Genomic DNA, 21,097 nt, shown 5'->3' on the forward strand with positions numbered 1-21,097 from the left:
AGAACGATTCATACTATAAAAAGCCATGGATAAATATATTGAGCAACTTCTATAAAAGACCAGGTTAAAGTTGAGAAGGAGTAAAGAGGCCTTTGGATCAAAGATGATATGTGATTTTAAAAATCAGATCGAATATCATAAATCAAAAATCTCCAATCAGAAATCAAGCTCTTCGAAACTATGCCCCAAGCTTTTGTGCAAAGGGAAAGGGGCACAAGTGACGCTTCGCTTAACACTTGCGCCAGCTGAGGGGATTTGGTGGTTTTGAAGAAGGATGGGCCGATAAATTCAAATCGTGAAAACTCACCAAATGAGTTTGGTAAAAAGTTTACTATGAAGGCCACTAAAATACAAAGACACGAAAAATATATTGTGTCTTGGTGATTTACTGGCATTCCATTCTACCTAATGTAAATTTAAGGAGATTCTCCATTCCAGGATGTTTCATCGGGGTGAAATTCCCCTTGGCTACTCGACTTATAGTTGAATAAGTTAGATGTGTAAAATGAAGAATAAAATATAAGTCAGTTTATCATAAAAATGTCTGAAGAAACACTGACCATCTAATAATTGTTTTTTTAAAAGTGAATGATAGTGAAATAAAACTGATGATATTATGCCATTATTAGACAGATCAGATTTAAAATACGATTACAATTGGAAAACAGGTCCGGCAGATATACCTCGTACAGAAACTTCTACGGATAGTGAGACCGACAGTAAACTATTCAGACGTCATGAAGGTGATGAAGTTCTGGATTTTATAAATGAATATTCCGAGGAGAATGAAGTCCTGGAAAAAGCAGATGCTTTAGAAATTGAGAGATTACTTCGCGACGAGTTAAAAAATGAAGATATGACACGGAAGGAAGTACGTCTCTGGTTAAAAAATCATCTCAGGAACGTTTAAAAAATGAATAGAAGGCTTTGCAAAACTCTGCCCGTCATCCTGAACTTGATTCAGGATCTCCAGATACTGGCTATAAAGGCGAATGGAGAATCTGAATCGAGTTCAGATTGACCAATAACCACGGTTTTGCAAAGCCCTCGAATAAAAAGAGTGATGCCTTACAAAGGTCTCACTCTTATATTTTTAAAATACACTTTGCTGTCCGGATCATGCCCCTGCAGTGCAAATGTTCCGCTTGAAAGAACATTCGTTCCTCGATCCACATCTTCCGGTTCGGTGTAATCTGTAATTACCTGGTCATTCACCGAAATTGTAATGTGCTGTCCTTCCACCCGTATCGTCATGGTAAACCACTCGTTATCAGGAAAGGTGATTTCCGTGTTATCATCCACACTGTATAAACTGGCCGTTCGCCGCGGATCCGGGTCATAAGAGTTATTGATCTGTGCTTCATACCCGTGAGCCGGCCAGCCTTCTTCCTGGTATTGGGTGTGAAAAAAGATGCCTGAATTGGCATTTTCCATCGTCATGATATCGGCTTTAAAGACAAAATCATCAAAGTTGTGATTTTCGACCGGACCGTTGTAAAAGAGGTGAGCTCGTGGCCCATCAACTACAATCATCCCATCCTCGATTGAAAATGTTTCCGGGTTTTCGGCGGCTGCCCAGTTATTCAGAGTTTCGCCGTCGAAAAGAGTGATCCAATCGCCATTTGATTGAGCGTGAGCTGTTGTGAGCAATAGTGTAAGCAGCAGGAAAAAATGAGTGAGTATTTTCATGATGAGTTGTTCGGTTAAATTTTTATTTGTCTATAAAGATAGAGCGAAAAATGTAAAGAAAGAAAGATGGAAAAAGTTTTAAGTTTTTTTAAGATTTTTTGATTAAACGACGGGTCTTTAGAGACACTATTTAACGGTTTCTGCAACTGAAGGTCCCTGCTACTCGGAAATATGCTGAACCTGTAAAAGATCAAATTTAGATTTCATTGTCTGGTCACATCTTTGCTTTGATATATCTTCTCCAGATCATCACCCAACAGAGTATAATGAGCCATTTTTCGGCCAACTTTGCTGTCTAACTTTCCATAGAAGTGGAGGTGTCCGTTTGATTCAGCTACTGCTTTTTCAGTATGATCTATCTGAGCATCTCTTTTCTGTGTACCCAGTAAGTTAATCATCGCCACGGCGGGTTTAATGAGTCCCGGATCACCCAAAGGCAAACCGCAAACAGCTCTTACATGGTTCTCAAATTGCGAGGTGATACAGCCTTCAATGGTATAGTGCCCTGAATTATGGGGGCGTGGTGCGGATTCGTTTAGCAATACATCACCAGATGTGGTCAGGAAAAATTCAAAGGCAAAGATCCCTTTGGCATCGATCGCTTCAGTGGCTGTAACTGCTAACTCCTGCGCACGTTTTTGAACGGATTCTTTAACCGGGGCAGGTGATTTGACGGCTACACAAATATGATTTTCCTGGACTGTTTCGCAGCATGGGTAAACAACATGGCCTGTTTCATTTCGGGCAACTTGAACAGCAAGTTCATGAGTAAAATCAACAAACGCTTCTGCCAGGATATCCCGTCCTTTATTTCCACCCAAATTTTCGAATGCTTTCAGTGCCTGGTCTGTATTTTCAACCGTTTCATTTCCATATCCATCATATCCACCTTTCGATGATTTTAAGAGGTAGGGCCATCCATGCTTATTTCCGAAAGCTTTCAGGTCATCTTTAGATTTTACAATTGCATATGGTGTAACGGGAATTCCTGCATCTTCGAATGTCTGCTTCTCAATCAATTTGTTTTCAATCAGGGAGAAACTTTTGGGTGAAGGGTAGATGGGTGTTCCTGAGATTTTTTGAAGCTCTGAGAGCACAGCTGAGTCAATAAACTCATTTTCAAGCGTCATTACATCGCAGGTTCGGGCAAATTCAATCATCGATTTCACATCATCGAAAGATCCGCTGTAGGAGTGAGGTGTCATAAATTGTACGGGCTCATTTTCCGGCCGATCCGAAAAAACCGCTACCTGCATTCCATAACGAAAGGCTTGCAGAGATGACATTCGCGCAAGTTGTCCGGCTCCTAAAAATCCAAGTACAAAGTTCGAAGATAGTGGGTTTTTCATAGTTGTGTTGATTTCAATTTTTCAAAAAGGTATTGATTTTAAAGCTGAAAAGGTAGGTATGTGAAATGCGGATTGTGGAGTGAGGAGAGCGGAACTCAAATTTAGTTTAATTTAGAATGTCCACTCTCCGCATACCTCATTCCACAATCCCCAATCGATATAAAATTCGATTCCAAAGATCACCATCAAATTCTCTATCTTTAGATAAAATCAGCAGTAACAACAATAATGGATTTAGAAGGAAAACTACAACAGGTTAAAGAGCGCTACGAAGAGATTACCCAGGCTATGGCCGATCCGGCTATCTATGATCGTCCACAGGAGTACGCAGAGTTGACAAAAGAACATACACAGCTCAAAGAATTAGTAGAAGATTTTGATACCTGGAAATCAATCACCAAGCAGATTTCGGGGAATGAAGAGCTTATTGAGATGGATGATGATGCCGAAATAACGGAGATGGCCAGGGAGGAGATCAAGGAATTAAAGCAACAGTTGGAGGATCTTGAAGAAGCGATCAAAATGAAGCTGATTCCCAAAGATCCCGATGACTCCAAAAACTGTATTATTGAAATCAGGGCCGGTACCGGCGGAGATGAAGCCGCCCTGTTTGCAGGAGATCTTTTTGATATGTATCGGCGATACGCAGAAACTCAAAAATGGAAGCAAAATATTTTGTCTGTTGCCGAAAGTGAGAAGGGTGGATTTAAGGAGATTGTTTTTGAGCTTTCCGGAAATGAGGTTTATGGAAAAATGAAATACGAGAGCGGTGTACATCGTGTGCAGCGAGTGCCTGAGACTGAATCACAAGGACGCGTTCATACATCGGCGGCAACTGTGGCAGTTCTCCCGGAAGTGAATGATGATGTAGAGATCAACATCGATATGAATGATGTTCGGGTTGATACATTTCGCGCCAGCGGGGCAGGAGGTCAGCACGTGAACAAGACCGATTCAGCCATTCGTTTAACGCACGAACCAAGCGGAGTTGTTGTGGAATGTCAGCAGGAGCGGTCGCAACACCAAAACAAAGAGAAGGCCCTGATAATGCTGAAAACCAAACTCTACGATATGGAGATGGAAAAAATCCGGGCCGAGCGTGCGGCGGACCGCAAAAGCCAGGTCTCAACCGGAGACAGAAGTGCAAAAATTCGAACCTATAATTTTCCGCAAGGCCGCCTGACCGATCACCGTATCAACCTGACTCTTTATAATCTTGATGATATTTTAAAAGGCAACATTGATGATGTGATTAAGGCACTGCGAGTTGAAGAAAACCTGGAAAAACTAAATGCAATAATGGATTAACTTATATTCGTCTGACCGCTCAAAGCGATCTGACGGATTACGAATCCAACAAACCACGAACCACATACAACACACAAAAACGTGAATTTTCCCAATCCTTTTTTTCGATGGAGACCTCATCCCTGGCACGGTTTAGAAATCGGTGACGATGCACCACATACCGTAAACGCCTTTATTGAGGTCACCTCTTTTGATGCTATTAAATATGAAGTAGATAAAATGACCGGCTATATGCGGGTAGACCGTCCGCAGCGAAGTTCATCGATGCCGCCTTCACTCTATGGTTTTATTCCGCGAACGTACTGTGGTGATAGGATCGGCTCGCTGTCAAAACATACCGAAAAGGGAGATGGAGACCCGCTGGATATCTGTGTTCTCAGTGAACGCCCGATCGACAGGGCGGAGGTAATTTTGAGCGCCAGGGTTGTGGGAGGTTTGCACATGATTGATCATGGCGAGGCAGATGATAAGATTATCTCTGTACTGGACAATGACAGCTATTATACCGATATCGAAAATGTGACTGATCTTCCGGATGTTCTGATCGAGAGATTACGACACTACTTTGGTACATATAAACTGGTTCCGGGAAAAAAAGAGACAGATGTATTTGTTGATCGGGTGTATGATAAAGATGAAGCTACAAAAGTGATCTCCGCCTCAGTGGATGATTACATTGATATGTTTGGTGAATAAAACTCCTGCTATTCGATGAAGGTAGAGTTGCTGAAAGTCTGAGCCTAACTCTGCGGAGCTATATAAAATTCCTTATCTTTCCAAGCTATATAAATTTTGATATTTGATTCAGGTTTTTTTCATGCCAACGTGGACACTACATACAGAATTTAAGTTTGATGCAGCTCACTTTATTGATGGGTATGATGGAAAGTGTGGCCGCATGCATGGCCATACCTATAAGGTTCGTATTGCAGCAAAGTCGCATAAACTTAATCCGTCGAAATATTTACAATCGGCTGACATGGTTTGCGATTTTAAAGAGCTGAAATGGGCAGCTAATGACGGCAAAAAAGGGGGGTTGGATCATACTGTTTTGAATGAAGAAGTAACTGTTCCAACCACTGCAGAGCGAATTGCAGAGTATATCCATAAAGAAACCCAATCTAAAATTCCCGATGGCATTGAATTGACTGTAACTGTCTGGGAAACAGATACGAGTTGGGTAGAATACACTGATAAAGATGTATAGCACAAAAGATCAAAAACTTAAAAAGCGATCTGTATCTGCATTTGATGAGATTGAATATCCGCTGATGGAAGATTTTTACACCATCCAGGGGGAGGGTGCACATACGGGCAAACCTGCATACTTTATCCGATTGGCCGGGTGTGATGTTCAGTGTTGGTGGTGTGATGTAAAAGACAGTTGGGATGAAAGCAAGCATCCTAAAATTAAAACGAAAGAGATTGTTTCCCGGGCCGTAAAGAGTGGAGCTTCATTTGCCGTAATTACAGGCGGGGAGCCTTTGCTGCATAACCTGGAGCCATTAACGGTTCGACTGAAAGACCACGGGCTTAACGTGCATATCGAAACAAGTGGATCTTCACCGCTTTCTGGTCATCTGGATTGGATTACATTATCACCAAAGCGATTCAAAAAACCTTTGGATGAAGTGTTTCCATATGTAGATGAGTTAAAAATAGTAGTCCTAAAAAATAAAGACATTGAATGGGCTGAGCTCAACGCAAAAAAATGTCCGGATAATGCAAAACTTCTGCTTCAACCCGAGTGGGATACTCCGTCATCCATTGATCTTATTGTAGACTATGTGAAGAAAAATCCCGAGTGGGGAATAAGTCTGCAAACACACAAATATCTGAATGTTCCATAGTTTTTATTGGTTACTGACAAGACATTTGAAAGCAACGACGAAGTTTAAATCATGAGTTATAAAGAATCATCTGTCCTCATAACAGGGGCAAGCCAGGGAATTGGCAGAAGTATTGCCATTACATATTCAGCATCTACCCGACGGCCTATCCTGCTTTTAGCCCGAAACGAAGAAAATCTTAAACAAACAAAACTTTTATGTGAAGAAGCCGGAGCCAATCAAGTTGAAGTATTGGTTTGTGATGCTACCAATATGGAAGATGTTTTAAATCTTCAGATGCCAGAAAACTTTCCGCAGCCTGGAATTATCATTAATAATGCCGGTAGTTATCTGTACAAGACACTGGCAGATACTACAGATAAAGAGTTCCGCTACGAAGTGAATGTTAATCTTTTTGCCGCCGTAAACATTATCAAACGATTTTTACCGGATCTGCGTAAAGAAGACCGGGCATTGATTATAAATATTTGTTCTGTGGGCGCATTAAGGGGATTGGCGGACAGCGGCGCCTATTCAGCCTCGAAACATGCACTTCTTGGCTATACACGCTCACTCAGGGAGGAGTTGAAGAAAACAGATATTGCTGTTACAGCTATTAATCTCGGACAAACTCATTCAACCTCGTGGGACGAATCAGACATGAGCCCGGAACGCCTTATTAACCCGACAGATGTTGCGTCTTTATTAGTTACAATTTCAGAACTCTCATCGAGAAGTGTTGTTGAAGAGATTTTAATTCAGCCGCAACACGGAAGAGTTCCTGCAATGTAAGAGACCGGATGAGAAATTCATTATCAAAATCTCAGCCAGTATGCTCAAGTTTACATTTTTCAACTGTTTGTAAGGTTGATATTTTTGGTATAAGCAATGAAAAAACAGGGGAGAGCTAAGCTAAAAACCCGTGAAAATTCTGGTTTTAACTCTTTCTAATAAGATTAAAATTTTTTAATTTTAAAAACTTCTTAGAAAGGGAACAAATTGAAAAAGTTCATGTATATAACGTAGTAATATCGACCCAGATATTACTTGTTGTACCCCGAAAAAGCCAACGTAGTAGAAAAGCCCGGTTGATAGCCGGGTTTTTCAGTTTCTGTTGATAATTTCATCAACATCACCTCTCACCTGCATCAACCAATAAACTGTATTTTAAATCTCTTTTTAATATATAGATGGAGACGCACTTTTTATATTAGATGTTTTTAATATTAAAAAAGTGCCGTGTTTTGAAATTTTTTGGATAACGAATGACGTACAATTTATTTATGATTACATTTGAATAAAGGAACTGAACATTTTATAAATTTTGATGCAAGATGCCTATCAGACAAATTGAGGTGATTGTCCCAAAAGATGCAAGGGAAGATTTTAAAGAACTTTTGAATGACAATTCGGTTGAACACTATTGGAATGAAGAATCGGATAGTGGATATCTGTTAAAGGCTTTGGTGGATGCCAATAAAACAGAAAGTTTCCTTGATAATGCCGAACAATTGATGGGGAATGATGATAGGTACAGACTGGTCATGCAGGATGTTGAGGCCACTCTGCCGCGTGTAGAAGAAGATGAAGAGGAAGAAGAGAAACAGGGAAAAGAAGATGAAGAAGAGGAGCAGGAACCATTTCGCGGTGTCAGGGTTAGCCGGGAAGAACTCTACAACGAAATCTCCGATGCAGTTAATCTTACGCCGGTTTATATTGCATTAGTCACTTTTTCAACCATAGTTGCTGCACTTGGAATGCTTCGGGATAGTGTGGCTGTGGTAATCGGCGCGATGGTAATTGCCCCCCTTTTAGGACCAAATGTTGCCTTGGCACTATCAACAACTTTAGGAGATTCAAAACTTTTTATAAAATCATTGAAAACCAATGTGACTGGAATAACTGTGGCGTTTTTTCTGTCTGTCCTAATGGGAATTTTTTTGACTGTTGATGCATCGGTATATGAAATTGCGAGCCGAACCGATGTACAGCTTTCTGATATTGCACTTGCCCTTGCGTCAGGCGCGGCCGGTGTGTTGGCTTATACCATTGGTATGTCGGCTGCAGTTATTGGGGTTATGGTAGCAGTTGCTTTATTACCACCACTGGTATCAGCCGGACTGCTAATCGGGGATATGCAATTTTCTTTGGCATATTATTCGTTTTTACTGTTAACGACTAATATTATCTGTGTGAACCTTGCAGCGGTTGCAACATTTGCCGTTCAGGGTGTGAGTCCCCGAAGCTGGTATAAAGCTAAAAAGGCAAAAAAAATCAATAAAATTGCGTTTGCTCTCTGGGCTGTTTTACTTCTGATTCTGAGTCTGCTCATAATTCTAAACTGATATAATTGGGAAGAACTCAGATCTGTTTTGCAAATTCTTTCTTGTGATTTTCCACACGACTGGCATTTTCGGTAAAACGTTTGTAACCGGCGCGTCGGACAGCACTCCCCTCAAAAATATCCTCAAACTCCTCTTCCTTAAGATCAGTCCATCTCTTTGGCGGGTGTAAAACCTGTTCGCGTGGTTTTAGATCGTTTATGTGACCATATTTTGCTTTTCGATTCCAGGGGCATACATCCTGGCAAATATCGCAGCCGAATGCCCAGTCGCCAAGCTGATCTTCAAACTCGTCGGGCATCTGCTCTTTTAGCTCAATCGTCAGGTAAGAAATACATCGGTTACTGTCGATCCGATAGGGTTCATGAATAGCATCTGTAGGGCAGGCATCAATACATTGTGTACAACTTCCGCAGTGATCGGTTTGAGGAGCATCATACACAAAGGGAATATCCACAATCATTTCACCAATCAGGAAAAAAGAACCATATGTTTTATTCAACAAATTGCTGTTCTTCCCCATCCAGCCCAGTCCGGCTCGTTTTGCCCATGCTTTATCCATCACCGGTGCGGAATCCACAAAAAAGCGGCCGTTGATATCTCCCGTTAACTCTTTGGTATAGAAAAAAAGTTTCTTAAGCCGGTTTTTAAATGTCTTATGATAATCACGCCCCCGTGCATATTTGGCAATTTTAGGTTGATCGGTTTCCCGGTCGTGTTCTTCATTTTCTTTAAAACGATAACTTGCCAGAACGCTTACCACACTTTTGGCACCGGGAACCAGTATGGTGGGATCTACACGTTTATCGAAGTAGTTTTCCATCCATCCCATCGTTCCATGTAGATTTTGGTTAAGCCACTGTTCAAGACGAAAAGCCTCGGGATCAAGAGGACCAGCTTTGGCAAACCCACACTGGTCAAAACCCAGTTCAAAAGATTTCAGCCGAACCTTATTTGTGAGTGCGTGAATATCCATTGTAGTGAGGTGTTAAGTAGAAAATATCAAAGAGATCTGTCGGGTTTCTTTAAATCTTAAATTTAGCGTTAGAACAGAGATGAAAAAACCAGACAGGTCTTTGTCAACTATCGCAGACCAAACATCAATAGTAACATAAAAAAATCGCGCAACCCATTAAATAATTGCGCGATTTAAAATAGAAGAAAAAGTATTTTTTGAAAATCCATCAGACGGCTGGTTTTACCGTCTGATGGATGCCTTGGCAACTTTTAAACTCGTGAGTCCGAAAATACAACGGTCAGACGAGACTGAATTATGAAATAAATTACTGTTGCTGAAGCTGTTGTTGCTGAGGTTCTGGATTTACTTCGAGCAGCTCCACATCAAAAATGAGTACGGCTCCCGGAGGAATCGGACTTCCCTGCGGAGGATTCGCACCGTATGCAAGCTCGCCGGGGATAAAGAATCTATATTTGGCGCCTTCTTCCATCAACTGTAATCCTTCAGTCCAGCCGGGAATAACACGATTGAGTGGAAAAGTAGCCGGCTGACCTCGTTCATATGAACTATCAAACACTTCATCTGAAAGCAAACGTCCTTCGTAATGAACCTGAACCCGATCTTCTGCAGTTGGACTATCGCCATCGCCTTCTTCAAGAACACGATACTGGAGACCTGATTCGGTTTCCATTACATCACTGTTTTGGAGGTTTTCTTCGAGGAAAGCTTGTCCGCGTTCTCTGTTTACTCCCGCTTCCTCCTCAGCCTGTGCTTGCCTGTTCATTTCAAGCTCTTGCAGGTAGGTTTGAATGAGAGTTTGCATTGCCATGTTGTCAATAGCTACAGATGTATCAGTTGTGTCTAACCCCGTTTGTAGACCGGCAACATAATTTTGAATGTCAACATCGTGAATCCCCTCACTGGAGAGGCTATTGCCTTGTAGATATCCGAAGCTGTAACTTAAGGAGTCCATTTTTGTTGAGAGATCTTCTGAAGCTCTCTGCTCGTAGCTGTTGCAGGCGGAAAACAGAACCAACGAGCTAATTAGTATAATAGCCGCAAAATGTAGATTTTTCATACAGTAGTGTAATAGGTTTTTTTTGGATTAATGATGCCTTAAGGTAAACTTTTTTCAACCTATTGAAAAGAATCACCATTTCGAGGACTTACCCCATTTTTAGGGAGAGCTAATATCCCGGATGGAAGAATAGTGCAGGAGAGGACTTACCCCATTATTGAAAGTGTAAACTTATTGCATGTTGTATGTCCTTTTGTCTTGATACAAAAGAACGAAAAAATCTATTAGACTGTGAATACTTGGCGGCGGACACGAGTTCACCGTGGAATCCTTTCAATGGTCCATCAGGTTTTCAGCCCTTAAATTTCGCTCCTCGCCGGTATGAAAGGATTCTTCTCACGGTTCTCTCGTTGTCCTTTTTCCCGCCAACTATTCAAGGTCGGTTATTTTCCCAAAATCACCATTTCCACTTGTTAAATGTATTAAACTACTGTTATTTAATACTTTAGTATACTTAAACTTAAAATTTCGGGGTAACTTCTCTAGCGCAGGAGCACCTGTTTACAAAAAGGCAGCTCTCTTTTTTTATTAGGCCATGGCCGGTGAGTGGAATTCTCTGTGCAGGGTACAGACTTTAGGAAGGCTTTGCAAAACTCTGACCGTCATCCTGAACTTGATTCAGGATCTCCAGATATAGGCTATAAAGACGAATGGAGAATCTGAATCGAGTTCAGATTGACCAGTAGCCACGGTTTTGCAAAGCCCTCTTTAACATAAAAATTTTAGAATACCCCTCTCACCGATTTGGGAGAATTGATAATATATTGGCTTGAACTTGCTTATATTATAGGGTTATAGAAAATAATTTTTCACAAATTTAGATATTGACCATTTGAAGTTTACTGAATTTAATTTATCAGATTCTCTTTTAGCAGGTTTGAGAGACCTGAGATTCGAAGAGCCTACCCCCATCCAGGAAAAATCAATACCCCTTATTACGGATGGAAAAGACGTTATCGGAATTGCACAAACAGGTACCGGAAAAACCGGTGCTTTTGTGATACCCATTATGGAACGGGTACTGCAAAGTGAGAGGCAGGGAGTGAAGGCGTTAATCCTGAGTCCCACCCGTGAGTTGGCCAAACAGATTGACGAACATATTTTTGCGATCGGTTACCATGCCGGAATTACATCTGCAACTGTAATTGGCGGGAGTGATTTTTCTGTTCAGGCCAAAGCCCTGAAAGCCGGTGTGGATATTATTATAGCCACTCCCGGCCGCCTTCTTGACCAAAACAGGGTTGTAAATATCGACTTTTCAAACCTGGAGTACCTTGTTCTGGATGAGGCCGACAGGATGCTTGATATGGGTTTCCTGCCGGATATGAAAAAAATTATAAGTTGGCTGCCAGAGAAACGGCAAACATTACTGTTTTCAGCAACAATGCCTACCGAAATTGAGCGGCTTGCCTCCTCAATTATGAAGAATCCACAAACGGTAGAAATTGAAAGAGCCAAGCCGTCTGCTAATGTTGAACAGAGAGCTTATTTTTTGAAAAGCCATCAGAAAATTCCACTTGTAAAGGGGATTTTCGATCAGCTGGAATGGGACTCCTGCATTATCTTCACATCTACCAAAAAAGGGACTGATGAGTTACAGAGACTATTGAAGAAAGAGGGAATGAAAGCAGCCAGTATCCATGGGGACCGCTCACAGGATGAACGGAACAAAGCGTTATCAGCATTCAAAAATAAGCAAGTACCTATTATTGTGGCCACAGATGTCCTGGCGCGGGGTATAGATATTAAAGAGGTATCTATCATTATCAATTATGATGTACCCAACACAACGGATGATTATGTGCATCGAATTGGACGAACAGCCCGGTACGATAAATCCGGGATTGCAATTACCTTTATAACCACGCGTGATCGTAGAACCTTCGGGGATATAGACAAGATTAAAGAAAATTCGATCAAAAAACTGGATGTTCCCAATCAGTTTAAAAATCCTGAAGACTTTTCTTGGGAAAATCATTTTCAAAAAGAAAAAGAAGACCTAAAACAGGAGAAACAAGAGAAGAAGGATACAACTCCATCTTCGAAACGCACGAAACGAGAAGATCTTCCACCAAGACCAACCCGAGGAGAAAAAAAGAAAGATCAGAAACCTTCCGAGGATAAGTCGAATCAACAGAAATCGGATCAAAAAAAGCGTTCAGAGAGAGAAAACAAGTCGAATCAACCCCAGGAATCAGAAGAACGGCAAAAGGCCGGGAAAGGAGAAGATGAGAAGCAATCTCAAAATCAATCTGGACGGCAGCAAAAGAGATACTCACGAGATTCCATATCAAGTAAAAAAGAGGAATCAAAGGGTAAGGAACAGGCTGCACCGAAAAAGATGCGGAAGGAAACTAAGGATATTAACCTGCCGCCGGTGATTGAAAAAGCAGTTGACAGAAACAAGAGAGCCCGAAAGCCGGCAAAAGGTGTTTGGGGAATTATTAAAAGCTTCATTCCGAAAATCAGAAGTAACTGATTTAAACATGCAACACCTGGCCTCAGTCATCATATGGATAGCAATAAGCTTGTTGGTGATTTTTTGGTTGCCGTTGCTTGCTGTTATCTACTTGTTTGACCGCGATCCCGGCCGATACAGAACCGGCCGGATGTTTCGGAAACTGGGACTGTTTATCTCGCGGGTGAACCCAAATTGGAAGATCTCTATTGAGGGAGATACGAAGATTGATGATCGCCATCCTTATGTAATTGTGAGCAATCATATGTCGAACGCGGATATCCCCGTGATTTCGAATCTGCCGTGGGAAATGAAGTGGGTGGCTAAAAGGGAGCTATTTGACCTTCCCATTCTTGGCTGGATGATGAAGCTGGCCGGTGATATTCCTGTTTCCCGGGGTAAAAAAAAACAAGCACTGATGGTTTTTAAGAGATGTAACTATTATCTCGACAGAAATATTTCGGTGATTTTTTTCCCGGAGGGAACACGATCCAGGTCCGGTAATTTAACCCGGTTTGCCAGCGGAGCATTTGATCTTGCTATTCGTGAAAATAAACCGATCTTGCCACTTGTTCTGGATGGTACACAGGGATGCCTGCCTAAACAATCGTGGGTGTTTGAGAAAGACGTTCATGTGAAACTCAAGGTTTTGGAGCCGATAGCGACGGATGAATATAAAAAAGGAGATTCCCCATTGCTGATGCAAACGGTTCGAACCCGAATGGCAGAACAATTAGCCGAATGGAGAGGCGTGGATGTTACTGAGGTTGATTATGCCGCCGGTCGTCTCCGGCAGGGTGGTGGTGCTTCTGCGGAGAGATAGGTGGTTCGGATTTATCCTGATTATCTTTGGATTTAGACCGGCCGATTAGTTTCCAGGCCAGGAAAATACTGATCAGTGAGAGCACGAGGGCAATGACCGGAAAAAGAAGTCCTTCTGTATCATCAAGAATAACAATCTGACCATATCTGTAGAGCCCGGCAAACAAGATGAAAATAATGAGAGAAAAAACACGTTTTTCGCGTCCATAACTGAGGGCAAACATCGCTCCGAAAAAAGTACTAAATGCAGCGATTGCCACAAGCAGAACAGGCCAGAAACCGGAGTAAAGGCTGTAAGAAAACATCAAAATATCTTCATTTTCATACAGGGAGATTATTACTCTTGATAGTGAATCGATACTAAAAATTATGCTTATTCCAATTAAGCTACCCAGAAGACTCTTTTTCATAGCAATTTTAGTTTAATTTGATATCTACTTCTTTTAGAATAATAGCGTTATTTGTTATGAAATGAAATCAGAATCAGTCATCCGATGAGTGAGATAGCCTGGATTTTTAAATTTGCCACAAATACTCATCGGATGACTCAGGTACTTTAATGGATGATGAAGGGCATCGGTATTCGCCAGCCGAAAGAAGCAATCGGCAGGCGCGGAGTTCATTCGGCAGACGATTATCTTAAACAAAAAAGCGATGAAATACCGAAGGGATTCAAAGAGATCTTTTGTATATTTTTGCCTTCGATAAAATCAAATATCATCAAAAAATTTACAGACAATATTTATGGCTCAAAATGACTATTTAGATCCAACCGGAGAGATCAAGCTAAGCGGAAAAGAGTTGATGGAAGCCCCCGAGATGGAGAAACTGGCTTCTGAAGTACTCGAAACGCATCAAATTGATATTGGCCCGGCACAAATTGGTTTTTTATTAGTCTATCCAAACATTTCTAAACAGAGAGCTGCAAAATGTGTTAAGTCAACCCGTGAGGTAAAACACTATTCCGGGAATGATTACCTGGTTGAGGTTTCGGGTGAACTTTGGGATATGCTGGACGACGACACAAAGAAGATGCTTTTGTATCACCAGTTACTTCATATAGACCCTGTTTTTAAAGCAAAAAACCAAGAGTGGAAGATGAAGATTCGCAAACCAGATTTTGCCGATTATTACGAGATCAATGACAAATATGGAAACGAATGGTACAAGACGATTCAGGCAACCGTTTCCTCGCTCTATGATTTAGATCCGCGTCAAGAAGGGAAAGTGAGTGTGTAAGATAAGTTATTAGGGCTTACCCGTCAGCCCGCTCAAAGCGGTCAGACGGGTTATATTGTGTCTTGCAAAAAACTGCTATGCTGTTTTAGGACGCTTATTTGAAAAGGTATGCCCGTGAACGTGAATCTGCTTGAGCCTCCAGAAAAATTTACCCATCATTGAAGTAGGTTTGTCGCAGATAATTGTGGTTTGGGCATAACGCTCGAGTGTTTTGTCGATGCTGTCTAAATCTTCGAACTCTATCACTACAAATTTTTCGCTGTTAATAATTTTCTTGAGCAGGTATTTTTCCTGTGGAGTAGCATAACGAGTATTAGAATAAGTAAAACCAGTGTACTCTCCGGCGAGTGCATCGCCATGTCTGAAAAGCAGACTTTTTTTATTTTCTTCGATAGAACTAAACAGTTCGTCAATTTTTTTGTAGCATTTCTCCTCATTTAACAGGATAATATCACGCAGATCAAACTCTTTGTACATGCCAACTTTTCTTTCAACTCTTGGCAATAAATCTTCTCTGGCCTCTTTGTAGGGGCCGACCACGAGCATCAGATAGTAGGAGGATTCAAGATTGATATCATCCAGATTATCAATGATCGATGAAACTTCTTTATCGTTATAAGAGATCTTTTTAGTTGTTGATGGTTGTTGCATGTCTGACTTCGTTCAAATCTATTGGGATTGTTTCCATGATAAGGATTTACGATTAAAACAGTAAACCCGATCAAATATAAGAACAATTGCTTTTAATGCAGTGTCTATTTTTTAGAATTAGGTATCACACATTCTGAAGTTGCTGGTATGTGACCTCGAAGTGTTGAGTCTGTCTAAAAAAGATGTAAGATACACGTAATGACTATGATTTTGTCATACCGGACTCCGATCCGGTATCTCCAGCTTTTACTAACGGGAGGAGATTCTGAATCAAGTTCAGAATGACATTTTTTTAGACAGACTCATCCTCCAAGTCACGGTGATACCGGCAATAGAGCGCTTCTCCCACGGGGATCTCTTGCGGGAAGGACGATACGGACTTTTACTCCAACAGGATGTCTTGGAAAAGGTTCTTTAACACTTAACACGTCCGGTTATAATGTATTAAAACGTTCGTAAGCGGCTTTTTCCAGCTCTTCCCTTGAATCGGGATGCGAAATTTCAATAAGGGCTTTGGCCCTTTCACGAAGAGCTTTCCCGTATAGATCGGCCACACCGTATTCTGTTACAACATAGTGTACGTGAGCCCGGGTCGTTACCACACTGGCTCCTTTTTTCAGATAAGGAACAATCCTGGATTCACCACGTCTCGTGGAAGAGGGGATGGCAATGATAGGTTTTCCGCCGGGTGAAAGGGATGCACCACGAATAAAATCCATTTGTCCGCCCACGCCTGAATATTGGCGGGTTCCAATGGAATCAGCACAAACCTGGCCGGTTAAGTCCACTTCTATGGCACTGTTAATAGCCACAACATTCGGATTTCTTCGAATCACGGCTGTGTCGTTCACATAGGCGCAATCCAGCATCGCAATATTGGGATTATCATCTACAAAATCGTACAATCTTTGGCTCCCGAAAAGGAAAGATGCTACCGTTCGATTTGGGTGAATTCGTTTTTTTGAATTATTGACAGTACCGTTTTCAAGCAGGTCGATTAAACCATCAGAAAACATTTCTGTATGTACACCCAAATTTTTGTGATCCTTTAGCGATGCTAAAACAGCATCCGGGATGTTGCCAATTCCCATCTGAAGTGTAGCACCATCATCAATCAAACTGGCACAGTGCCGTCCAATGGAAAGTTCTGATTCCGACAACTCCATAGGATGTGCTTCAGGAAGGGGATCATCAACTTCAACGGCAATATCAATAAGCTTACTGTGAATAATGCCATCTCCGTGGGTTCGCGGCATGTTTGGATTTATTTGAGCAATGACCGTATCAGCGTTCATTACAGCAGCCCGGCTGGCATCCACAGAAACACCGAGCGAACAATAACCGTGCTTGTCGGGCGGACTTACATTTACTAAAGCCACATTCAGATCGATAATTCCGCGATTAAAAAAATGTGGAATTTCACTGAGGAAAACCGGGATATAATCGGCTTCACCGGTTTCCAGAGCTTGCCTTATATTTTTTCCGACAAAAAACGCTTTGGTTTTAAACGTGTCTTTATATTCAGGATTTACATAAGGAGCAACGCCCTCTGTATGCAGATGATAGATCGTGATATCACTGAGTTCTGCATGACGATTAGTAAGCGATTTTACCAGTTGTTGAGGAGCTGCCGCAGCAGTATGAACAAAGATGTTATCACCCTTTTTTACAGATTGAAGGGCTTCGTCTGAAGATAGATATTTCATAGCTCTTGATTTGTTAGTTGTTAATATTCTCTAACAGAAAGATAACATTTTAGAACCAAGAATGAATAAAAAAATGGATAAAAAGAGCATAAAATCCGAAATAAGTTAAACTGCCGGCCTTCTCAGAAACCGGCAGTTTAAATGGAAAAAGGTGAGAGTTAATTAAAAGTTTTTCTTTTCCTTCCTTCAATTACTTTCTTGGCATAGCCATTAGGTCCATCAACTTCAATGGTAATAATAACAGGTGCATCTTCATTTGTATCAGAATCAGAATCATTGACATTAAACTTAAACTCTGTCAAATCTTCAATGTTAGAAAAATCTGGATCCACATCTCTCAATGTAACATCTGTTTGACCAATCAATTCAATGCTCTCGCCTTCTGCTGTTACACTTATTGTAGTTCCTTCAACCATTGGAAATCCATTTGAATCTTCCACCGTGAAATCAATGGTAAGATCATCACCGTTGGACAAGTCAATTGAATTTGTACTTGTGGTAATAATTGGTTGTCGAGAAAAAATCAGGTCGGTCTCGACATCAATTGTGTTTTGTTGATCATTTGTAGTGTAAGCTCTAACAGTAACTTCTCCATCGGAAGGTATTGGATTACCCATTGTTAAAGTGGCTATTGCTTTACCATTCGAAGTATAAGCAGCACCATTAATAAAACCACCATCAGTTTCAAAATATATTGCTACGTCATCAGGGACGGTGTTGCTATATTTATCACCTGCGAGTACAGTAAAATCGTAATCGAGGTTAAATTGAGTGGCAGGAAAATTTATTTGTGGTGGGACTATCGAGAAGTGTTCTTGACTTGGCAATCCTGCATGTATAACAATTGGGACTGGTTGTGAGCTTATATCCGAATCTAAAACTCTGGCTCTAACTTGAACAGTACCTGCGGCTTCACCGCTGGTTAAAGATACAGTTGCTTGACCTAAATTATTTGTAGTGACCACTTCAGGAGAAAGAAATTCACCTCCATTTGGCCTGTCTCCGAAAAAGAATTCAACGTCAACAGGATTTGCGTTACTCAAATTTTTACCGTTTACATCAACTACTTGAAATGTTAATTGAGTATCCTCTTTCTGGCCAGTAGCTCTAACACCAATTTGATTGTCTGTGATTGATTCTAAATAAATAGAACCTGGAGGTCCGGGGTCTTCTTCGTCAATTTCAAATCTAAGATTTTTTGTTACTGAACCATTAGGTCCGTTTGTTGAAATTGTTAAAGTTACATCTTCTGTAATAGTAACTCTATCAGGGTTTCTGAGTTGGAATTCAAATTCAGTATATCCGTCACCTGTTTTTTGTGTATCGTTTAATTCTGCGGTAGTAGTACCAACCAAAACTAAATCTTGATTGTCTACACTAACTGAAAGGGTAGTACCTGGAGCTAAAGGATTGCCATTGGCATCTGATAAGTTTACAGAGAAAGTTTCTGATTCGAATCCGAGTAAATCTACATTGGTAGGCGTAACAGACAATTCAGGTTCACCGGAAAAAAGGACATTCAATTCTCTGGAAATTTTTGAACTTGTTTCATCAACAGTTTCGACAGTAACTGTTGCCATTCCGGGTTCAGTATTATTTGTTCTGAGTTGTGCAGAAGCTAAACCTTGTTCGTCAGTATTTGCTGATCCATCTATGTTGCCTTTGTTAGTACCGAAATAAACAGCAGTTCCTGGAATTACAGTATTTCCGTATTTGTCACCAAGTAAAACAGTTATTTCACTCGGGTTACTTGAATTAGCTGGTATATTTTTAAATTCTGAATTAACCTCAAAATGATTGTCGTTAGGTAAACCACCACTAATTGTAATAGGGATTGGTGCTGATTTTTCAGTTATTCCATTTCTAAGGAACGAAGCTCGAATTTGAACGACTCCCGGAACAGTGCCACTTGTGAGTGTGGCTTTTGCTATTCCGTCAACTGTTTTAACTGAATCCGGATAAATGCTTTCACCGCCATTAGGTCCTGCTGTAATTTCAAAATGAACAAATGTGGCGTTTTGATTATCTACCGGAACGCCTGCTGAGTCCTTAACTACAAATTCAAATGTAGCTGTTTCAAGTCCACCGGTTTCACGAACCTGAATAGTTTCAGCAGATTTACTTTGTAGAGTTATATTTGCAGATCCCTCAGAAGGAGGAGGCCCACTACCTCCTTCTTCTGATCCGCTTATTTCAATATCCGGTACAATAAGTTCTTTTTCTGGTGCAGCAATGAGAGTGATCGATTTAGTTGAAAATCCCTCTTTCTGAGCCTGAATTGTTATATCAATGACACTGTCAACAGGAACTTCTTCAAAAAGAAATTCACCATTACTGTCACTAAATGTTTCTCTGGCAAGATCTTCAGGTGAGATAATTGAAACAGTTGCATCAGTTACAGGACTACCCGATTCAGTATTAACAACTTTGCCAGATACTATTATTGGTTCGTAAATCTCTTCACAGCCAATAAAAACAGACATAGTAATGACCGAAATGGCCAAAAGTAGAAGTGTTATTTTATTTTTCATCCCATCCAACGTTTAGTTAGAAATCGAAAACCCAGTGTTTATTAAAAATTTTTCATATTAATGATACGCAATCGATTCCGAAAAAAGAAGTTTAGATAATGTATGTGATTGAATAGCAATTTTATATACTCTTTTGAATTATTATCGTAAACAATAAGCAGGAACCTTCAAAGATCAAAAATAAAATAGCATCTAAACAGCAAAGATGCTCTCATTTGTTCAAAGAAATTCAGTAGATTAATTTTTTAATTTTGATACAGGATTTTGCGATCCGGCATTTTCTACACGAAACGAAAGCGTTTACAGAATTATAATTTTAAGGCTTTTTTAACGTGCATATTAACCATTGACCCTTTTTAATGCATATTAATTTCAAACGAAGAATTAACCAGATCATTGGTTTTCTGGGATATCGAGTATCTAAAGCAGAACATTCGAATTATTTTAATTTTCAGGCACTTTTAAATCATTATTTAAATCACTACGAAACTCTGTCATTCGTTCAAATTGGTGGTTGTGACGGGGAATCTTTCGACCCGCTTTATCCAAAAATTCTATCCAATCCCACACGTTTTGAAGGGATTATCGTCGAACCTGTTCATGCATATTTCAATGAGCTGTCAGCTCGCTATTCTACATTTGAAAGAATAAAAACACTCAATTTGGCGGTTCATAATGAAAAAGAAAAAGCGACTATTTACAGGCCTCAAGTTGAAAGTTTACCTCATTTACCGGTCTATGCCAAAGGAACCGCGTCATTCAATAAATCCCATCTGCAAAAGTTTAACATACCCTCCGACATGATTGTTGAAGAAGAAGTGCCCTGTATTTCTCTTAATGATCTTCTAAGAAAGTATAATTTAAAGCCGGATCTGATGATCACAGATACAGAAGGGTATGATTCGGAAATCATATGTAATTATGATTTCGATTACCATAAACCACCATTAATCTATTTTGAACATGGTTTGCCGGATGAAATTATGAAGAAGCATGAGATCGATCAGGTCGAAGAGGTGTTGCACCGGGCTGGTTATAACATAATTTTTGAGTACTATGATGCACTGGCCTATCGAAAAGAGAGTCTTATGGATTCCTTTCCAACGAGATGAATGAAACAGATAATAGATATATCCA

The 21,097-nt window shown here is 40.5% G+C and carries 19 protein-coding genes; 11 read left to right on the plus strand and 8 right to left on the minus strand.

Annotation, left to right across the window (positions count from 1 at the left end; all coding sequences use genetic code 11):
- Positions 1 to 616 precede the first annotated feature (616 nt).
- On the plus strand, positions 617 to 910 hold the full coding sequence (locus U5K72_08905) for a hypothetical protein (protein MDZ7718921.1): 294 nt from the start codon (positions 617 to 619) through the stop codon (positions 908 to 910).
- A 158-nt stretch (positions 911 to 1,068) separates the two neighbouring features.
- Here U5K72_08905 and U5K72_08910 read toward each other — a convergent pair whose 3' ends face one another.
- Both U5K72_08910 and U5K72_08915 read right to left on the minus strand, forming a co-directional pair.
- Positions 1,069 to 1,689, minus strand: a complete 621-nt coding sequence (locus U5K72_08910) for a DUF1080 domain-containing protein (protein MDZ7718922.1) — start codon at positions 1,687 to 1,689, stop codon at positions 1,069 to 1,071.
- A 203-nt stretch (positions 1,690 to 1,892) separates the two neighbouring features.
- Positions 1,893 to 3,038: a 5-(carboxyamino)imidazole ribonucleotide synthase gene (locus U5K72_08915; protein ID MDZ7718923.1), complete on the minus strand. Its 1,146-nt coding sequence runs from the start codon at positions 3,036 to 3,038 to the stop codon at positions 1,893 to 1,895.
- Between the two features lie 225 nt (positions 3,039 to 3,263).
- Between U5K72_08915 and prfA the strand changes: the two genes are divergently transcribed.
- The 6 genes from prfA (at position 3,264) to U5K72_08945 (ending at position 8,520) form a co-directional block, all read left to right on the plus strand.
- On the plus strand, positions 3,264 to 4,346 hold the full coding sequence (prfA, locus tag U5K72_08920) for a peptide chain release factor 1 (GenBank protein ID MDZ7718924.1): 1,083 nt from the start codon (positions 3,264 to 3,266) through the stop codon (positions 4,344 to 4,346).
- A gap of 81 nt (positions 4,347 to 4,427) precedes the next feature.
- On the plus strand, positions 4,428 to 5,042 hold the full coding sequence (locus U5K72_08925; protein ID MDZ7718925.1) for an inorganic pyrophosphatase: 615 nt from the start codon (positions 4,428 to 4,430) through the stop codon (positions 5,040 to 5,042).
- Positions 5,043 to 5,163: 121 nt separating this feature from the next.
- Positions 5,164 to 5,553: a 6-carboxytetrahydropterin synthase gene (locus tag U5K72_08930; GenBank protein ID MDZ7718926.1), complete on the plus strand. Its 390-nt coding sequence runs from the start codon at positions 5,164 to 5,166 to the stop codon at positions 5,551 to 5,553.
- Entirely contained in the window at positions 5,546 to 6,196 is a 651-nt protein-coding gene (locus tag U5K72_08935; GenBank protein ID MDZ7718927.1) for a 7-carboxy-7-deazaguanine synthase QueE, read from the plus strand. The genes U5K72_08930 and U5K72_08935 overlap by 8 nt, the downstream gene beginning before the upstream one ends.
- 51 nt (positions 6,197 to 6,247) lie before the next feature.
- Positions 6,248 to 6,967 carry an SDR family oxidoreductase gene (locus U5K72_08940; protein ID MDZ7718928.1) on the plus strand — a complete coding sequence of 240 codons (720 nt, stop codon included), beginning with the start codon at positions 6,248 to 6,250 and terminating at the stop codon, positions 6,965 to 6,967.
- 542 nt (positions 6,968 to 7,509) lie between these two features.
- Positions 7,510 to 8,520 carry a TIGR00341 family protein gene (locus U5K72_08945; protein MDZ7718929.1) on the plus strand — a complete coding sequence of 337 codons (1,011 nt, stop codon included), beginning with the start codon at positions 7,510 to 7,512 and terminating at the stop codon, positions 8,518 to 8,520.
- A gap of 16 nt (positions 8,521 to 8,536) precedes the next feature.
- On the opposite strand, the gene queG is transcribed toward U5K72_08945, so the two are convergent.
- Positions 8,537 to 9,493, minus strand: a complete 957-nt coding sequence (gene queG, locus U5K72_08950) for a tRNA epoxyqueuosine(34) reductase QueG (GenBank protein ID MDZ7718930.1) — start codon at positions 9,491 to 9,493, stop codon at positions 8,537 to 8,539.
- 307 nt (positions 9,494 to 9,800) lie between these two features.
- Positions 9,801 to 10,553 carry an FKBP-type peptidyl-prolyl cis-trans isomerase gene (locus U5K72_08955; protein ID MDZ7718931.1) on the minus strand — a complete coding sequence of 251 codons (753 nt, stop codon included), beginning with the start codon at positions 10,551 to 10,553 and terminating at the stop codon, positions 9,801 to 9,803.
- An 832-nt stretch (positions 10,554 to 11,385) separates the two neighbouring features.
- Between U5K72_08955 and U5K72_08960 the strand changes: the two genes are divergently transcribed.
- Together U5K72_08960 and U5K72_08965 are read left to right on the plus strand one after the other, a co-directional pair.
- Positions 11,386 to 13,032, plus strand: coding sequence for a DEAD/DEAH box helicase (locus tag U5K72_08960; protein MDZ7718932.1), 1,647 nt, complete (start codon positions 11,386 to 11,388; stop codon positions 13,030 to 13,032).
- 7 nt (positions 13,033 to 13,039) lie between these two features.
- Positions 13,040 to 13,834, plus strand: a complete 795-nt coding sequence (locus U5K72_08965) for a lysophospholipid acyltransferase family protein (GenBank protein MDZ7718933.1) — start codon at positions 13,040 to 13,042, stop codon at positions 13,832 to 13,834.
- Here the strand turns inward: U5K72_08965 and U5K72_08970 are convergent.
- Positions 13,770 to 14,243, minus strand: coding sequence for a hypothetical protein (locus U5K72_08970; GenBank protein ID MDZ7718934.1), 474 nt, complete (start codon positions 14,241 to 14,243; stop codon positions 13,770 to 13,772). The two genes, U5K72_08965 and U5K72_08970, sit on opposite strands and share 65 nt — an antisense overlap.
- A 334-nt stretch (positions 14,244 to 14,577) precedes the next feature.
- Between U5K72_08970 and U5K72_08975 the strand changes: the two genes are divergently transcribed.
- The gene (locus U5K72_08975) at positions 14,578 to 15,072 is read left to right on the plus strand and encodes a putative metallopeptidase (GenBank protein MDZ7718935.1); all 495 of its coding nucleotides are present in this window, start codon (positions 14,578 to 14,580) and stop codon (positions 15,070 to 15,072) included.
- Positions 15,073 to 15,147: 75 nt separating this feature from the next.
- On the opposite strand, the gene U5K72_08980 is transcribed toward U5K72_08975, so the two are convergent.
- The 3 genes from U5K72_08980 to U5K72_08990 all read right to left on the minus strand — a co-directional run bounded on the left by U5K72_08980 (position 15,148) and on the right by U5K72_08990 (position 19,960).
- Entirely contained in the window at positions 15,148 to 15,723 is a 576-nt protein-coding gene (locus U5K72_08980) for a hypothetical protein (GenBank protein MDZ7718936.1), read from the minus strand.
- A gap of 434 nt (positions 15,724 to 16,157) precedes the next feature.
- Positions 16,158 to 17,429 (minus strand): acetyl-CoA hydrolase/transferase C-terminal domain-containing protein, encoded by a 1,272-nt coding sequence (locus tag U5K72_08985; GenBank protein ID MDZ7718937.1) that lies wholly within the window; start codon positions 17,427 to 17,429, stop codon positions 16,158 to 16,160.
- Between the two features lie 158 nt (positions 17,430 to 17,587).
- Positions 17,588 to 19,960: a carboxypeptidase regulatory-like domain-containing protein gene (locus U5K72_08990; GenBank protein ID MDZ7718938.1), complete on the minus strand. Its 2,373-nt coding sequence runs from the start codon at positions 19,958 to 19,960 to the stop codon at positions 17,588 to 17,590.
- A gap of 359 nt (positions 19,961 to 20,319) precedes the next feature.
- On the opposite strand from U5K72_08990, the gene U5K72_08995 reads away from it, so the two are divergent.
- Positions 20,320 to 21,072 (plus strand): FkbM family methyltransferase, encoded by a 753-nt coding sequence (locus U5K72_08995; protein MDZ7718939.1) that lies wholly within the window; start codon positions 20,320 to 20,322, stop codon positions 21,070 to 21,072.
- Positions 21,073 to 21,097: the final 25 nt, after the last annotated feature.

The sequence above is a fragment of the Balneolaceae bacterium genome (genome assembly GCA_034521495.1).
GTDB lineage: Bacteria > Bacteroidota > Rhodothermia > Balneolales > Balneolaceae > Rhodohalobacter.

What these genes read in the sequence shown, in the direction of transcription:
- U5K72_08910 (MDZ7718922.1), bottom strand. Translation starts at nt 1,689, where the DNA reads ATGAAAATACTCACTCATTTTTTCCTGCTGCTTACACTATTGCTCACA.
- U5K72_08905 (MDZ7718921.1), top strand. Translation starts at nt 617, where the DNA reads ATGCCATTATTAGACAGATCAGATTTAAAATACGATTACAATTGGAAA.
- U5K72_08985 (MDZ7718937.1), bottom strand. Translation starts at nt 17,429, where the DNA reads ATGAAATATCTATCTTCAGACGAAGCCCTTCAATCTGTAAAAAAGGGT.
- U5K72_08915 (MDZ7718923.1), bottom strand. Translation starts at nt 3,038, where the DNA reads ATGAAAAACCCACTATCTTCGAACTTTGTACTTGGATTTTTAGGAGCC.
- U5K72_08980 (MDZ7718936.1), bottom strand. Translation starts at nt 15,723, where the DNA reads ATGCAACAACCATCAACAACTAAAAAGATCTCTTATAACGATAAAGAA.
- queG (MDZ7718930.1), bottom strand. Translation starts at nt 9,493, where the DNA reads ATGGATATTCACGCACTCACAAATAAGGTTCGGCTGAAATCTTTTGAA.
- U5K72_08995 (MDZ7718939.1), top strand. Translation starts at nt 20,320, where the DNA reads ATGCATATTAATTTCAAACGAAGAATTAACCAGATCATTGGTTTTCTG.
- U5K72_08940 (MDZ7718928.1), top strand. Translation starts at nt 6,248, where the DNA reads ATGAGTTATAAAGAATCATCTGTCCTCATAACAGGGGCAAGCCAGGGA.
- U5K72_08970 (MDZ7718934.1), bottom strand. Translation starts at nt 14,243, where the DNA reads ATGAAAAAGAGTCTTCTGGGTAGCTTAATTGGAATAAGCATAATTTTT.
- U5K72_08955 (MDZ7718931.1), bottom strand. Translation starts at nt 10,553, where the DNA reads ATGAAAAATCTACATTTTGCGGCTATTATACTAATTAGCTCGTTGGTT.
- U5K72_08945 (MDZ7718929.1), top strand. Translation starts at nt 7,510, where the DNA reads ATGCCTATCAGACAAATTGAGGTGATTGTCCCAAAAGATGCAAGGGAA.
- U5K72_08990 (MDZ7718938.1), bottom strand. Translation starts at nt 19,960, where the DNA reads ATGAAAAATAAAATAACACTTCTACTTTTGGCCATTTCGGTCATTACT.
- U5K72_08965 (MDZ7718933.1), top strand. Translation starts at nt 13,040, where the DNA reads ATGCAACACCTGGCCTCAGTCATCATATGGATAGCAATAAGCTTGTTG.
- U5K72_08930 (MDZ7718926.1), top strand. Translation starts at nt 5,164, where the DNA reads ATGCCAACGTGGACACTACATACAGAATTTAAGTTTGATGCAGCTCAC.
- U5K72_08935 (MDZ7718927.1), top strand. Translation starts at nt 5,546, where the DNA reads ATGTATAGCACAAAAGATCAAAAACTTAAAAAGCGATCTGTATCTGCA.
- U5K72_08975 (MDZ7718935.1), top strand. Translation starts at nt 14,578, where the DNA reads ATGGCTCAAAATGACTATTTAGATCCAACCGGAGAGATCAAGCTAAGC.